This is a genomic window from Myxococcales bacterium (assembly GCA_022563535.1).
GTDB lineage: Bacteria > Myxococcota_A > UBA9160 > UBA9160 > UBA4427 > DUBZ01.
Map to the genome: position 1 here is coordinate 16,195 of JADFNE010000052.1, position 13,138 is coordinate 29,332.

15 protein-coding genes are annotated in these 13,138 nt (G+C 59.0%); 8 read left to right on the forward strand and 7 right to left on the reverse strand.

The window, feature by feature from the left end; translation table 11 throughout:
• Positions 1–27 precede the first annotated feature (27 nt).
• Positions 28–828: a phosphatase PAP2 family protein gene (locus IH881_14955; protein ID MCH7868993.1), complete on the reverse strand. Its 801-nt coding sequence runs from the start codon at positions 826–828 to the stop codon at positions 28–30.
• A 176-nt stretch (positions 829–1,004) separates the two neighbouring features.
• The gene (locus tag IH881_14960) at positions 1,005–3,596 is read right to left on the reverse strand and encodes an FG-GAP repeat protein (GenBank protein MCH7868994.1); all 2,592 of its coding nucleotides are present in this window, start codon (positions 3,594–3,596) and stop codon (positions 1,005–1,007) included.
• Positions 3,597–3,912: 316 nt separating this feature from the next.
• On the opposite strand from IH881_14960, the gene IH881_14965 reads away from it, so the two are divergent.
• Complete coding sequence (locus tag IH881_14965; GenBank protein MCH7868995.1) at positions 3,913–5,049, forward strand: hypothetical protein; 1,137 nt, start codon at positions 3,913–3,915, stop codon at positions 5,047–5,049.
• A gap of 26 nt (positions 5,050–5,075) precedes the next feature.
• Here IH881_14965 and IH881_14970 read toward each other — a convergent pair whose 3' ends face one another.
• The gene (locus IH881_14970) at positions 5,076–7,118 is read right to left on the reverse strand and encodes a HAMP domain-containing protein (GenBank protein ID MCH7868996.1); all 2,043 of its coding nucleotides are present in this window, start codon (positions 7,116–7,118) and stop codon (positions 5,076–5,078) included.
• Between the two features lie 241 nt (positions 7,119–7,359).
• On the opposite strand from IH881_14970, the gene IH881_14975 reads away from it, so the two are divergent.
• Positions 7,360–8,001: an outer membrane beta-barrel protein gene (locus IH881_14975; GenBank protein ID MCH7868997.1), complete on the forward strand. Its 642-nt coding sequence runs from the start codon at positions 7,360–7,362 to the stop codon at positions 7,999–8,001.
• 7 nt (positions 8,002–8,008) lie between these two features.
• Here the strand turns inward: IH881_14975 and IH881_14980 are convergent, their stop codons facing one another.
• Positions 8,009–8,305, reverse strand: a complete 297-nt coding sequence (locus IH881_14980) for a DUF2703 domain-containing protein (protein ID MCH7868998.1) — start codon at positions 8,303–8,305, stop codon at positions 8,009–8,011.
• 102 nt (positions 8,306–8,407) lie between these two features.
• Positions 8,408–8,812 carry a MerR family transcriptional regulator gene (locus IH881_14985; GenBank protein MCH7868999.1) on the reverse strand — a complete coding sequence of 135 codons (405 nt, stop codon included), beginning with the start codon at positions 8,810–8,812 and terminating at the stop codon, positions 8,408–8,410.
• A 211-nt stretch (positions 8,813–9,023) separates the two neighbouring features.
• Between IH881_14985 and IH881_14990 the strand changes: the two genes are divergently transcribed.
• The 6 genes from IH881_14990 (at position 9,024) to IH881_15015 (ending at position 12,333) form a co-directional block, all read left to right on the forward strand.
• A complete protein-coding gene (locus IH881_14990) occupies positions 9,024–9,416 on the forward strand; it encodes a MerC family mercury resistance protein (GenBank protein MCH7869000.1) in 393 nt (130 codons plus the stop codon).
• A gap of 297 nt (positions 9,417–9,713) precedes the next feature.
• Positions 9,714–10,004, forward strand: coding sequence for a hypothetical protein (locus tag IH881_14995; GenBank protein ID MCH7869001.1), 291 nt, complete (start codon positions 9,714–9,716; stop codon positions 10,002–10,004).
• Positions 9,994–10,473 carry an isoprenylcysteine carboxylmethyltransferase family protein gene (locus IH881_15000; GenBank protein MCH7869002.1) on the forward strand — a complete coding sequence of 160 codons (480 nt, stop codon included), beginning with the start codon at positions 9,994–9,996 and terminating at the stop codon, positions 10,471–10,473. Before IH881_14995 ends, IH881_15000 begins: the two co-directional genes overlap by 11 nt.
• A 152-nt stretch (positions 10,474–10,625) precedes the next feature.
• Positions 10,626–11,294 carry a CsgG/HfaB family protein gene (locus IH881_15005; protein MCH7869003.1) on the forward strand — a complete coding sequence of 223 codons (669 nt, stop codon included), beginning with the start codon at positions 10,626–10,628 and terminating at the stop codon, positions 11,292–11,294.
• Positions 11,291–11,659, forward strand: a complete 369-nt coding sequence (locus IH881_15010; protein ID MCH7869004.1) for a DUF4810 domain-containing protein — start codon at positions 11,291–11,293, stop codon at positions 11,657–11,659. The genes IH881_15005 and IH881_15010 overlap by 4 nt, the downstream gene beginning before the upstream one ends.
• The gene (locus IH881_15015; GenBank protein MCH7869005.1) at positions 11,659–12,333 is read left to right on the forward strand and encodes a DUF799 family lipoprotein; all 675 of its coding nucleotides are present in this window, start codon (positions 11,659–11,661) and stop codon (positions 12,331–12,333) included. The genes IH881_15010 and IH881_15015 overlap by 1 nt, the downstream gene beginning before the upstream one ends.
• A 54-nt stretch (positions 12,334–12,387) precedes the next feature.
• Here IH881_15015 and IH881_15020 read toward each other — a convergent pair whose 3' ends face one another.
• Together IH881_15020 and IH881_15025 are read right to left on the reverse strand one after the other, a co-directional pair.
• The gene (locus tag IH881_15020) at positions 12,388–12,702 is read right to left on the reverse strand and encodes a hypothetical protein (GenBank protein MCH7869006.1); all 315 of its coding nucleotides are present in this window, start codon (positions 12,700–12,702) and stop codon (positions 12,388–12,390) included.
• Positions 12,703–12,773: 71 nt separating this feature from the next.
• A partial coding sequence (locus IH881_15025; protein ID MCH7869007.1) for a hypothetical protein occupies positions 12,774–13,138 on the reverse strand: 365 nt, incomplete at its 5' end.

Consider the following 13,138-nt stretch of genomic DNA (forward strand, 5'->3'; position numbering starts at 1 on the left):
CCGCGATCACGCACGGGGCCGATCCGCCTAGAACACCAGCGCCATTCGGGCTCCAATCTCTCCACCGCCCGCATAAGGAAGAACGACCCCGCGAACATCCCGGGCGCCGCTAGCCGAGTGGCTTTCGAACTTGAGAAAGTCGAATGGGCCCCAGGTGTCGAAGTAGCCCACGGCCCCGCCCACAATCAGTCCCACAAGCACGTCGGTTCCCCAATGCTTGTCCGCGGCAATACGGAGAATGCCGGTCGTCAAGGCGGCACCGATGCCCAGTGCACAAGGAAATACTTGCGCGGCCGTACTCTCGCCCCATGCCTTTCGTTTGATCGCGTAGGCACACGTCACTCCTGCTCCGGCCGCTGCGGCTGATGCGTGACCGCTGAAGAAGCTCAACTTCCTGTTGGCGTCGTTGCAGTTGGCATCGGAAGGAGGGGAGCCGTCGCATTCTCGGCCATAGGGGCGTTCCCGACCTGCAATCGCTTTTACCGACGCGGTAATGAAGAACGACAGTGTGAGCGATTCGCTCAAGTCGGTTGCCATGTCCCATGCTTCCAGGCAATCGCCATGACGAATGCTCACGAAGATCCCCGAAAGTGGCAGCAAGCCAGTGCTCGCCACCAATGTGATGTCGCTCCAGAAGTCTGCATCTTTGCGACTGTTCGCCGAGCCCAGCCGCAAGCCGCCGCGAATGCCGCTGTCGAATCCATTGGTGCGGGTCCATCTCGTGGCGGGTGTCGTGCCCCAGTGGATTGCACCCGTGCCGACGCCCCAGGCGAGTGAGTTGTAGAAGTCCTTCGCAGCGTCGCTCTGCCACAACGCGTGTGCGTCCACGGGTATCTTGCAGTGGGATTTGTGGCGAGGCTGGCCAGCGCCAGTATTGTCCGCGTTTGCGCCGGGAGCGAAGATGACGCCGGCTAACAGGATGCTTACTAGCTTTACAGCAAGCCGATCTCTCGAGAAAGATCCAAGCGCGATCGCAAAATTCTCCGCAAGTCTCTTGTTAAAATTCACCTCGGATCTTCGTGCTCCCACACGGCGACCCATTTTCCGAGCCCATCGGTCGTTACCTGCGGATAAAAATCATCTTCGTCATCAATGTCTGCGTCGGTGTTCAGCGCGGCGGGTGCGGTCCATGTTGCGCCAGCGTCAACTGAGCGGGCGATCAGGATGTCGGAATCGGTTCCGATCGTGTCCGTGAGCGCGTCGAAGGAATGCCACACCGCTAACCAGGTCCCCGGTCCGCCGGTTTGAACTTGCACGACTGCGTCTACCCCTGTGTCGCTGTCCGCATTCGAATTGAGCGGGGTGGGGGCGGTCCATGTGGCTCCGTTGTCCGTCGAGCGAGCAGTCAAGATGTCGTAGTCGGTACCAAGGTCGTCTGCGAGAGAGCCGGTGAAGCCACCGTTGTTCGCATCGATCGGCTGCTCCGACTGTACTGTGCCATTCGGGGCGAGGTTGAGGATCCAGAGCCCCGCGCGTCCCCCCACCGCCAGGTCGACGATGCCGTCGCCGTCGACGTCCCCTAGCGCCGCCGTTTTCGAGAATCGATCTCCGGCGCCGTGTGTTCCGGTGAAACTGCCCTGGGTAGCGCTGATCTTTTGCTGCGCCTTCACCGTTCCGTCTGCGTTGAGGAAGAGGATCCATACCGCGCCGCTATCCACGTCGCCGTCGTCGTCGTTGCGTGCCCCGACCGCGATATCCACGACGCCATCTCCATCGAGATCGCCGAGTGACGAGGGCGCGATGCCAAAACTGTCAAATGCGTCGAGGGGGCCGGTGAAGCTACCGTCGGTGTCGCTGATTTTTTGGTGGGACTTCACTGTGCCGTCCGTGTTCATGAAGAGGATCCACACTGCGCCGCGGTTCGGGAAGAAGAAGTCATCGCCTGTTTCGCTCACGACCAGGTCGATTACGGTGTCTCCGTCCAGGTCTCCGAGTGATGCCGCGTAGTGTCCGAATTTGTCGAAGTCGCTCAGCACGCCGGTGAAACCGCCCGCCGTGTCGCTGATCTTCTGGTGCGACTTCACCGTCCCGTTTGTGTTCAGAAACAGAATCCACATTGCACCTCGGTTGGTGCCGCCGCCGTCGTCGCCGAGCGCGCCCACGCCGAGGTCACCAACTCCGTCCTTGTCGAGATCACCCAGGCTGGTCACCCCGCCGCCGAATGAGTCGAGGTCGTCGAGTGAGCCCGTAAAACCACCGTCCGACTCGCCGATCTTTTGGTGTGACTTCACGGTGCCGTCCATGTTCATGAATAGGATCCACACCGCGCCGCGATCGAGGCCCCCGCCATCGTCGCGAACCGCTCCAACCGCTAGATCGCCAACCATGTCGCCGTCAAGATCGCCGAGCGAAGCCACCTCATGGCCGAACAAATCTCCATCGCTGAGCGTTCCCGTGAAACCGCCCTGGGTATCGCTGATCTTCTGCTGCGACTTCACGGTTCCGTCGGTGTTCAGAAACAGGATCCAGACGGCACCTCGGTCCGTGCCCCCGTCATCATCACCCGAGGCCGCCACCGCAACGTCCTCGACCCCGTCCCCATCGAGATCACCCAATCCCGTGACGCCGTTGCCGAAGCCGTCCGAGAGTGGATCGTTTGATTGCCAGGCCGCGGTCCAGTTCCCCAAGCCGTCGGTGATCACTCGCGGCCTGGTGTGGGACCCCGCGCTCGACTTGGCATTCGTGTTCAGCGGGGCGGGAGCGCTCCACGTCACTCCGTTATCGGTCGAACGCGCGACCAGGACATTCGTTCCGGTTCCGATGGTGTCACCCAGTGAATCGGTGCTGCTCCACACCGCAACCCAGTTGCCCGAGCCGTCCGTCGCGATTTGCGGTCGCCGGTCGTTGCCTTCATCGGTCGCCGCGTTGGTGTTCAGCGCTGCCGGTGCGGTCCAGCTCGCGCCGCCACTGATCGAGCGCGCGAACAGGATGTCAGCATCTGTCCCAAGAGCACCGTCGAGAGAATCGAACGAGTACCAGGTTGCAATCCACGTCCCCATTCCGTCGGTAGTCAGGGTGGGGCGATAGTCGGGTCCAGTGTCGGTGGCAGCGTTGCGGTTCAATGCTGCCGGTTTGGTCCAGGTGTTTCCGGCGTTGACCGAGCGCGCATACAGAATGTCGAAGTCATTTCCGTACTTGCCGCCCACACTGGCGTCGGAGTACCAGGTCGTGATCCAGGTCCCTTGCCGGTCAGTCGCGATGTAGGGCCAGAAATCATCGTGTTTATCCTTGCCCGAGTTCGTGTTGACGTCGTCGTGGCCGCCCCAATTGGCGCCCAGGTTGGTCGAGCGCGAAAAGGCGATGTCGAAGTCATCGCGGAATTTTTTTTTCTTGGAACTCGTGTTCCAGACCGAGAGCCAGGTGCCGAGGGCATCCGTGGCCAGCTGCGGGCGACCGTCATCGCCGCGGTCCTTACCGGAAAGTTTGTTGACGGCGACCGGCGCGGACCAGGTGATCCCGTCATCCGTCGAAGTCGATGCTCGAATGTCGCTGTCCGAGCCCGAGCTGCCACTGTTGAAATCAGCCTTGCACCCCAGTGAGAGCACCAGTCCGAATGCAAGAGGCCAGAGCGTCCAGCGGATCGCACTTCTACTCATCGAATCTCCCGCTCATGTCATTCGTCGAATTCATTGTTGCATGATCGGCACACTTTCGCTTCGCCAGTAGATGAGGGCTGTGGCGCTCAACACCCAAAAACCGAGCGATCAGCGAGGGTCCGGGCAGTATTTTCCAGCGAGAGCGTTCTCAGCGTTTCTCTCGCTCGCCCGATTTTCGCGATCTCCTTCTATCTATATAGAAAGAGCTGAAGCGCCGAAGAGCAAAAGGGCAAGCTGGCGAGGGTGACCTCTGTCGCGGACGCAGGAGCATGCATTGGAGTCACATCCACCACCACAACCACAGAACGTTCTCAAATTGGATCCAACGCGAGGGTTCTTGCCCGAGCAGGATCCCCTTGTCGCGCTGCCCGAACCGTTCCACGTATTTGACGAACTGGCCCGCGAGCTCCCACGTCTGATCCCCGCCGGACGCGTGCGCGATGCGCTGAGAGAGCTGCCCTGCATTGACTTCGCCCTGCTTGATCGAGACGCGGCACTGCGTCGCGCCATGATGCTTTTTTCATACTTCGGTCACGCCTATGTCTGGGGCGAGCGCGAGGCGGCGACGTCGCTGCCGGCCTGCATCGCCGTGCCGTGGGCGGCACTGGCCAAGCGCATTGGACGCCCGCCGATCCTCTCCTACGGTTCATACGCCCTCGACAATTGGCGGCGCATTGACCCCGAAGGCCCGATCGCACTCGGCAACATCGAACTGCTGCAAAACTTTCTCGGCGGGGCCGACGAAGACTGGTTCATTCTCGTGCACGTGGAGATCGAAGCCATAGCGGCGCCCGCAATTGCGCGTTTGCCCGAAGCCCAGAGCGCAGCCGCCCAGGATCGAGCCGACGACCTCACCACCCATCTCGAAGAAATCGCAGCATCTATTGAAAGCATGTGCGCAAGCCTCAGCCGCATGCCCGAATGGTGCGACCCCTATGTCTACTTTCATCGCGTTCGTCCGTACATTCACGGCTGGAAGGACCACCCGGGCTTGCCCGATGGTTTGGTTTACGAGGGGGTCGAGGAGTACGAGGGCAAGGCGCAGTTCTTGCGCGGGGAGACGGGTGCGCAGAGTGCAATTGTTCCGTGTCTGGATGCGGCGTTGGGGGTTGAGCATGAACCCGATCCGTTGCGGCAGTACCTGGTCGAGATGCGGGAGTACATGCCGCCAGACCATCGGGCTTTTCGCGACCAGCTCGAGGCGGGTCCCGATATCCGGGGGTATGTGTTGCGCTGTCGTGATACGCGAAGCGACCTTGCCGATGCCTACGACGGCTGCCTGCAATGGCTGACGCGGTTTCGAGCGATTCATCTGGAATTTGCGGATCGATACATTCATCAGCAGGGGCAGTCCGACGCCAACAACCCGCATGACGTCGGGACTGGGGGGACGCCCTTCATGCCTTATCTGGAGAAGCATCGGGCCGAGACGCTGAAGGGCCGGATGGGGTAGGAGGGGGGGTGCAGCTCTCTCCGGGTTCAGTGCCGAAAATGGGCCAGGACGTGTTCAACTGTCTTGGAGCGTTCGGTCAGGTCGTCGACAATCTTCTCGAGTTCTGCTGCGCGCTGCGCGCTGACCCGTGATCCATTGCGGAACACTTGAAGCGCTCGTTCCAGTTGCTCTCGGTGTTCGCGTTGCGCGAGCGACACTTCCGCGATCTCCGCAATCTGCGCCCCCACGCGCTCCATCCGATGGCTCTCGTGGCGCTGCACATCAGTAGCCACCTGGAGTTTTGCCGCCAACTCGCGCATCTGGTCGGCAGTCTCTTCGATACTCTCGCTGGCGCGGCGCTGTTTGTCTGTGGACTGGGCGATCTGCTGTGAGATCTGGGCGACGTGAACCGCGTTTTCACTGACGTGTTCGAGTTCCAGGACTTGAGAACGGGTTGCATCCGCAATCTGACTGGCAATTGAGGCCGACTGATCCGCGATCCCCAAGATCTCCCGAAGGGCCTGCCCGGCTTCTTCCCAGTGGGCCGATTCTTGTTTTACACGCCTCGATCCCACGGTGACCAGCTTGACGGTTTCGCGGGTGCGTTCCATGATTTTCTCCACCAGGATGCTGATCTCGCCCACGGTCGTCTCGCTGCGACCGGCGAGTGTGCGAATACGCGCTGCCAACACGGCGAAGGGTCGCCCGCTGTCGCCCGCCTGCGCCGCAATGATGCTCGCGTTGAGGGCTAGTAATGCGCTCTCGTCTGCGACCTCGCTAATCAAGTGGATGAAATCACCAATGGCCTCCGACTGAACCGAGAGCTCCGAGACCACCCGCTCGATCTCGTCGAATTCATCGCGAATCTCATGTGAGCCTTCAATGAACTTTTCCACGACGCGTTGGCCGCTTGCGGCCACGCGCGCTGTGCCAGATGCGAGCTGATCGCATTCATCTGCAAACTGTCCGACTGTCTCGATCGAGCGGCTGAGGACCTGCACTGAGTGGACAGTCGTCTCCATGGAGTCGCGCAGCGGCGCGACGTTCTGCGAAGTCAATTCGATGCTTTCTCGCATCCTTCTCACCGAGGCGGCTGTGACCTCAACCGAGTTGGCGAGTTCAGAGGCGTGTGCGGCCACCCGCGAGGTTGAGTCGTCAATCGAGGCGAGGGAACTGGTCGTATCATCTGCTACCAGGGATAGGACCTCCGCATGGCTGCTCACCGCGTCAATGGCACTCCCGATCTGCTCGAGTGACTGGACCGATTCTGCCACCGCCTCTTCCTGGGAGCGGGCGTCGTGGCCGAGCCGTTCGCTCGAGTCACGCAGGATCTCCACGGTTTCGGCCACGGCCGTCGTACTTGCACGGGTCTGATCGATCAGACCGCGAAGCTCGCGGGCCATCTCGCCAAAGGCTTGCGAGAGAACTGCCACCTCGCGCACACCGGTCACGACCGGCGTTACTCCCAAATCGCCGTCTGCCAGGGCCTGCGCATTCTCTACCAGTTTTCCAATGGGGTCAGTGATTCGCCGTTGCACCCTCATTGCAAAGAGCCCGGCGAGCACCACCGCGCCAAGTAGAAGGGGGATACCCACTCTGGCCTTGCGAGCAATGCGCGCGCCGAGCAACTCAACGCTCGACTCCAGATAGAACGACCCCACGACTTCGTCGCCGACCAGGATGGGACTGGTCAGACCGACTCGCTCCTTCTGAATAGAGATGCCCGATGGAACTGCCTTTGGGCAACCGGGCTCGTTCGCATCGCTGTGGCGCAGATAGTGGGCGAAGACCTCGCCGTCGCCGTTGTAGATGCAGGCGCGGGAAACGCTCGCCACCGCACCCAAGGACTGAAGGGCTCTCCGGGCGAACTCCGCGTCACTGAAGCCCACCGCCGCACTGGTGTGGGCGATCACCATTTTCGAGAGCATCGTGCCCTCACGTTCTGCAGCCTGCCGTGAGTCGATAGATTCCAGCAGCACGAAGCCCGCGATACTGACGAGCAATACAAGGATCGCGGTTCCCACTCCCAACAGGACGAGCCATTGGCGTATGGAGAGGCCGGTCGCCGCAGCATTTGATTTGTCAGGCATAGGGATCCGTTACATGTCGATGCGGTGGTTCGCGAGTTCTCAGTCGCGTCGCGCCGGGTGGCTGGATTCACGCAGCTCTAGTAGGCGCTATCGACTGGACATTGCACTTTCCTGAGACGTTGGGGTTTTGCGGATTGGGATGGGTGATTCTCTTAGCGTACAATAATTGCTCCGCGCTGGATCTCACACACAATTGCGTGGGGCAACGGACCGACTCTTCGTGGACAACGGAGGACGACACATGAATGGATCAATTACGAGTATTACGACGCTGCTGCTGCTTTTTCTCACGGCTTCACCCGTTTCGGCGGAGCACGAGGGCTATGAGGAATATGACATCGTGCGCCACCAATTCTTCTATCTGTCTGGTGGACTAGCGGCCGGCGAGTACCTGGAGGTGGAAGACGACTTCAGACGATCCTTCGCTCCGTTAAAAGTGAAGGCCAAGGAGACGGTGGGTACTGACTTGAGAGCCGGCTACCGAATGCACCGCAACATCGCAGCCGAGTTGCAGTTTCAATGGTTTTCGCCTGCACTCGTCAAAGTCGAGGGGATCGACCTGCTCGAGGTCGAGACCTGGACCTTCACAGGCAACCTGAAGGCCTATCTCATCACCGAGCGGATGGAGGTAGCCTGGCACGGGACGATTCATCCGTACGTCGTGGCCGGAGTGGGTTTGATGCATTTTTACGTCAAGGATGCTTTTGGCGCGGGCTTAAAGGGCGACGGCGAGGACCTGGCGGCACGCTTCGGCGGCGGGATCGAACTTTATTTCCATATGAATTTCGGCGTCTACTTCGACGTCACCTACATCATGACCACCGGTGATGTCGAGGGTCTGGATCATGTTGGGATGACGGTTGGAGGAATTTTTCGCTTCTAAGCAGCCGCTACGCACCCTCGATCGCCGCGACTAGCAGCTCGCGCGGCGGGATCCCGGATTCCCCGTAAATTCTGCAACTGAATGCGAACTCGGTGCGGTCGTCGGCGCCCGGCTCGACATCGTGACCGTTGACCCGCACCGAAGGGGAGCCGAGGAAGCGCATGGCTTGAGCTTCTTCGGGGTTCAAGATCTCGATCTCGCGGATTTCCAAATCAACGCCGAGCGTCTGCATGATTTCTCGCACGAGCTTCACAGTTGGTTTGTAATTCGGGCAGCCCTCGAAATAGAGCACGTCGATTGTCATGGTGTCACCTCACCTCACCTCACCTCGACTCACCTCATCGGATCATTGGAAAGATACAGCCTGAACCGTGGTTCAAGGTCAAGGGCGAGCGCGCATTCTCTTTTAGCGCCGAGCCTTGGAACCCGCTGTCAGATTGTCGACCACTTTACAGCGGCCGCTGGTCTCGTGTTCTCGACACTGATTGAGCGCGGTTTTCAGCACCTTCTGTACGTGCCGCAACTCTTTGACCCGGGCGGTGATTTCCTCCAACCGCTCCTCGATGAGTCTCTGCACTGACCCGCACGGGGCAGGGCGCATGAGCTTTATTACATCAGCGAGTGTAAAGCCGGTCCCCTGGGCTGCACGAATGAAGCGGAGCTGTTCGAGATCACCTTGGGAGTAGAGGCGGTAATTGGCCGGGGATCGACCACTGGGCCGGAGCAGGCGCTTCCGCTCGTAAAAGCGAACCGTCGAAACCGGAACACCAGCCGCCTTGGCCAGCTCGCCGATCGTGAGCTCATGGGCCATGGTCCCACCAATAGGAAACCTCGAGGCAGAGATCAATAGTCCCCACAGGCCCGAACCCCGCGTAACTTCGCCCAGAGAAAAAAGCCGCAATTATGTGCCAAAACCCTTGACCTTGAACCTAGGTGCAGGGTCTACAATGGTCATCTGATCAATAGTCAGAGGCAAGATGACGATGATCGAACTCAAAATTGCGTCCCGCGGAATTAAACGCATGAGAACAACAACGAGACGATACGAACACTCGTTCCTGGGCCTTCCGGCCTCTGCGCTCGCCGCTCTTCCCCTGTGTCCAACCTGCTATCCCGCGTATGCGGGAATCTTGAGTGCGCTGGGCCTTGGCGTACTCGAGGACGTAATGATCCAGACGTACATTACGGTTCTATTTCTCGCGGTTGCGCTCGGCGCACTTCTCTACCGCGCCAAATCTCGCAGAGGTTACGGACCCTTTGCCCTGGGTGCGTCAGCGACCCTTGTCGTGTTGTTCGCAAAATTAGTCATGGGAAGCGACCCCATCATCTACGCCGGGGTAGGGGTACTGGTGATCGCGGGGGTTTGGAATGTCTGGCCGCGCGCAAACGCGGCGTGTGAAATCGGGAGTAATTGAAGGAGGGGAGAGATGAAACTAGTAGCCAAGCTAGGTGCCGCACTTTCGCTTCTGCTGATGCCGTCCGCATCACAAGCCATTGATGCACCGCCGGGTGCCGAAGATCTCCGGGGGGGCCTCGAACCCTTGGCAAAGCATTTTGATGCGGAGAGGGGAAGGCATCGCCTCCTGCTTCTTCTATCTCCCGCTTGACTGGCTTGCCAGCGTGGCGGTCGCTACGCACGCAATTACCTCGAGAGTCACCCTGATCTGGACATTTCGGTTCAAGTGGTGTGGATGCGAATGTTTCCGAGAGCGATGGAATGGTGGGCACTTCCAAGAATGGTCAAGGAATTTGCGGACTGGGGATTCCCGCAGTTCTGGGACGATAAACAACACCTCAGCCAGGAGCTGAAGACTCGCATCATCCCAGAAATAGATATCGAAACACCGTGGGACCTCTTCATCCTCTTCGGTCCAGACGCAACCTGGGCCGATGCTCAAGAACACGTGCTCGGCTGGGACTACCCGGTGATCAGCCAGAAAGCAGAATTCGAAGCTCTGCTTGGCGCGACTTCCGGAGGGGGAGGTGGTTTAGATGGAGAGTGAGCAGAAGGTCGTGATCGACAATCCGGGCACGAAGGTTCCGCCCCCGGTGTTTTTGCTCGTGGCGATATTCGTCGGATATTGGATGCAGAGGGTTGTGGCTTTGAATTTGCCGGATTGGGGTGGGTGGTCTGTTGTTGGGGGGACGGTGGTTGGCGCGGGGTGCGGGATATTGATTGGCGGGTGGGTGCAGTTTTATCGGGCCAAGACCAATATTTTGCACAACAGGCCGTCTAGTTTTGTGATTCAGAGCGGGCTCTATCGGTTTTCGAGGAATCCGATTTATGTTTCGGCGTTGTTGTTGCAGGTTGGGATTGGGATGATGATGGATAATTTGTGGGTGATCGTGCTCGTTCCGGCTAGCAAGATGATGCTGGATCGGTTTGTTATTGCGGGGGAGGAGGCTTATTTGGAAGGCGCGTTTGGGGAGGTTTATGTGGCGTATAAGAAGGGGGTGAGGCGGTGGGTGTGAGGGGAGACCCCCTTCCCCCGAAACGTGTGTGGTGATATTGTGACGCCAGTATTGGCACCCAGGAGGTCGGCGTTTCCATGTCAAGTATCTGCACTCACAAAACGGTTCATGCGGTTCGCCACGAACTCGCGTCAACCCATTCAGATCGTCTGATGTCGATGAGCGCCTGCGCGATGTTGCTTGTGATCTCAGTCGTCGGCTGCGCGACGGAATCCCGAAAGGTGATTCAGGCTGAAACCGTTCGATCTCACAGAACGAGCTACAGCGGCCCGCGCTACACCCTGGTTATCGGGAACTTTCAAAACCGATCGACATATCAGCGCGGCATTTTCTCGGACGGCAAGGACCGCTTGGGGAGTCAGGCCAAGACGATCCTCAAAACACATCTTCAGCAAACCGGGCGCTTCAATATCGTCGACAGAGACAACATGGCCGCGATCTCCCAGGAAGCGCAAATCAGTGGCACAGCCCAATCGCTGGTCGGAGCAGAGATCGCTGTCGGGGGCGACGTCACCGAGTTTGGGCGACGCACGACGGGCGACCGGCAGCTCTTCGGAATTCTCGGCTCGGGGAAAAAGCAATCGGCCTACGCCAAGGTGGCTTTGAATTTGATCGATGTGCGTACTGGGACAGTCGTCTTCTCTGTACAGGGTGCCGGTGAGTATGCGCTCTCGAATCGCGAGTTGATCGGTTTCGGAGGCACCGCAGGCTACGATGCAACACTGAATGGCAAGGTCTTGAACTTTGCCATCACCGAGGCAGTCAACAATCTGGTTGATGCCCTCGAGCGGGGCGAATGGTCGCCGACGGGAACTGAATGAAAAGGCTACAGCGGTTGATCAGTCTATCGACCGTAGTTTTGTTGTTCTATATTTCCGCCGCCGGTTGTGTGACGACCCCTTTGGTGTATCGCTGGGGCATCTACGAAGACCTGATGTATCAGTCGTACAAGTACCCGGGCGAATCGGATCCGATTACCCAAGCCACCCGTCTGGCCGAGGATGTCGAGCGGACCGCTACCGAGGGGTTTGGTTTGCCTCCGGGCGTGCATGCGCATCTGGGATATCTCTACGCAACGCAGGGAGACCTCGATAGCGCCCGCACCCATTTTAATCTCGAGCTCGAACTCTACCCAGAGTCCAAGACCTTCATCGATGGCCTTCTCGAACGAATGGAGCAACAGTGATTCGCACGCTACCGAGTCGAATTGTGCTGCCGCTGTTTCTGGGTGTGATCTTGGTCGGCGGGATCGGCTGTGCGACGCCCTACGACTACTCCGCCTACCAGGCCCACATGCCGCGCTCGATTCTAGTGCTGCCGCCTCTCAACGAGTCCACCGATGCGAATGCCCCTTATTCGTTTCTGACGACCATCTCCAGACCGCTGGCCGAACGCGGCTACTACGTGTATCCGGTGTCGGTGATTGATGTGTTCATGAAGGAAAACGGGCTTCCGACTCCCGGTGAAATGCACACCGTCTCACTCAACAAGTTCGACGAAATCATTGGACCCGACGCCGTTCTCTACATCACCATCGAGGAATTTGGCCAGAAGTATGTCCTGCTGTCATCCAACACGACGGTCGCCGCGCGGGCACGCCTGGTCGACGTAGATACCGGCACACAAATCTGGGATGGCAAAGTAAAACTCGTCCAGAGTAGCAACAGCGGCGCGGGCGGAGGAGCCGGGGGCCTGATCGTTGCCCTTATCGTTGCAGCCGTGGAGCAAGTCGTGGACACCGCTACCGATCAAACCCACAACGTCGCGCGCATGGCCAACCAAAAACTGATCCACGACAAGAATCGCGGCATGCTCATCGGCCCGCTACATCCTGACTTCGGGAAAACTGACGAGAACTGAGGATCGGGCGGTGGGGCAGGTTTGGCGGGTTGCAGGCTCGAGTGTACCCCTCGCCTACACCTCCGCTGGGTGGCGGGGGCTAGCACGAGTAGTCACCACATAACGCATCGGCCCCCCCGGAACGACCGCATCAAACGGCCAACAAGTTACCAGGTAGCCCACGCCGTAGTCTCCCATGCCGCAGTAGGCCTGGGACCAACCGCTGTCGATCAGCACCAGGGAGAACGTGGGGGGAAGGGTCGCCACGGCCGTGCCCTTCAGCATGGTCAGCACTTCGCGCCGCACCATCTCGGGCTCTGGATAATTGGGGTTGCTCTTGCGCCGCCAACGCGCGTAGGTCGCGTTGGCGTAGTACCCGCATCGTGACAAATTCTCTAAAAAATCAAGCTATTTGACGTACTGCATGTTAACGGCGGAACTGAAGACGCATCTTGTTTTTCCTACGCCCCCAGCGTCAATCGAACCACTCGTTCACCGTGTTCGCTGTAGGCGACGAGTTCAACTGGATTGGGCGACCTGGAAAAAACTGACAGTGCTTTCTCACGCCGGTTTGATCGCTGACGAAGGTCGTACTGAATGATGACGATCTTGCAATGCACTACCGATTTAAAATCGCTTTGCAACGACGAAAAGCGTGAAACGATGGTCGAAGCTTCCCGTTCACGCATTACGCCATTGACTTTCTTGTGTTCAAACTGGTCCCAGTTCATTTTTACCTCGATGGGTAAAGCCGTCGTGCCATCGGTGATTATCAAATCGATGCGTTTGTTCGTGCCGGCCGGTGTGAACTCGGTCAGGATTCGTG

Bases quoted from the DNA above. Each gene is read 5' to 3' on its own strand.
- IH881_15000 (MCH7869002.1), top strand. From the start codon at position 9,994: ATGGAGAGTGAGCAGAAGGTCGTGATCGACAATCCGGGCACGAAGGTT.
- IH881_15005 (MCH7869003.1), top strand. From the start codon at position 10,626: ATGTCGATGAGCGCCTGCGCGATGTTGCTTGTGATCTCAGTCGTCGGC.
- IH881_14980 (MCH7868998.1), bottom strand. From the start codon at position 8,305: ATGACAATCGACGTGCTCTATTTCGAGGGCTGCCCGAATTACAAACCA.
- IH881_14960 (MCH7868994.1), bottom strand. From the start codon at position 3,596: ATGAGTAGAAGTGCGATCCGCTGGACGCTCTGGCCTCTTGCATTCGGA.
- IH881_15010 (MCH7869004.1), top strand. From the start codon at position 11,291: ATGAAAAGGCTACAGCGGTTGATCAGTCTATCGACCGTAGTTTTGTTG.
- IH881_14995 (MCH7869001.1), top strand. From the start codon at position 9,714: ATGGAATGGTGGGCACTTCCAAGAATGGTCAAGGAATTTGCGGACTGG.
- IH881_14985 (MCH7868999.1), bottom strand. From the start codon at position 8,812: ATGGCCCATGAGCTCACGATCGGCGAGCTGGCCAAGGCGGCTGGTGTT.
- IH881_14990 (MCH7869000.1), top strand. From the start codon at position 9,024: ATGAGAACAACAACGAGACGATACGAACACTCGTTCCTGGGCCTTCCG.
- IH881_14975 (MCH7868997.1), top strand. From the start codon at position 7,360: ATGAATGGATCAATTACGAGTATTACGACGCTGCTGCTGCTTTTTCTC.
- IH881_14970 (MCH7868996.1), bottom strand. From the start codon at position 7,118: ATGCCTGACAAATCAAATGCTGCGGCGACCGGCCTCTCCATACGCCAA.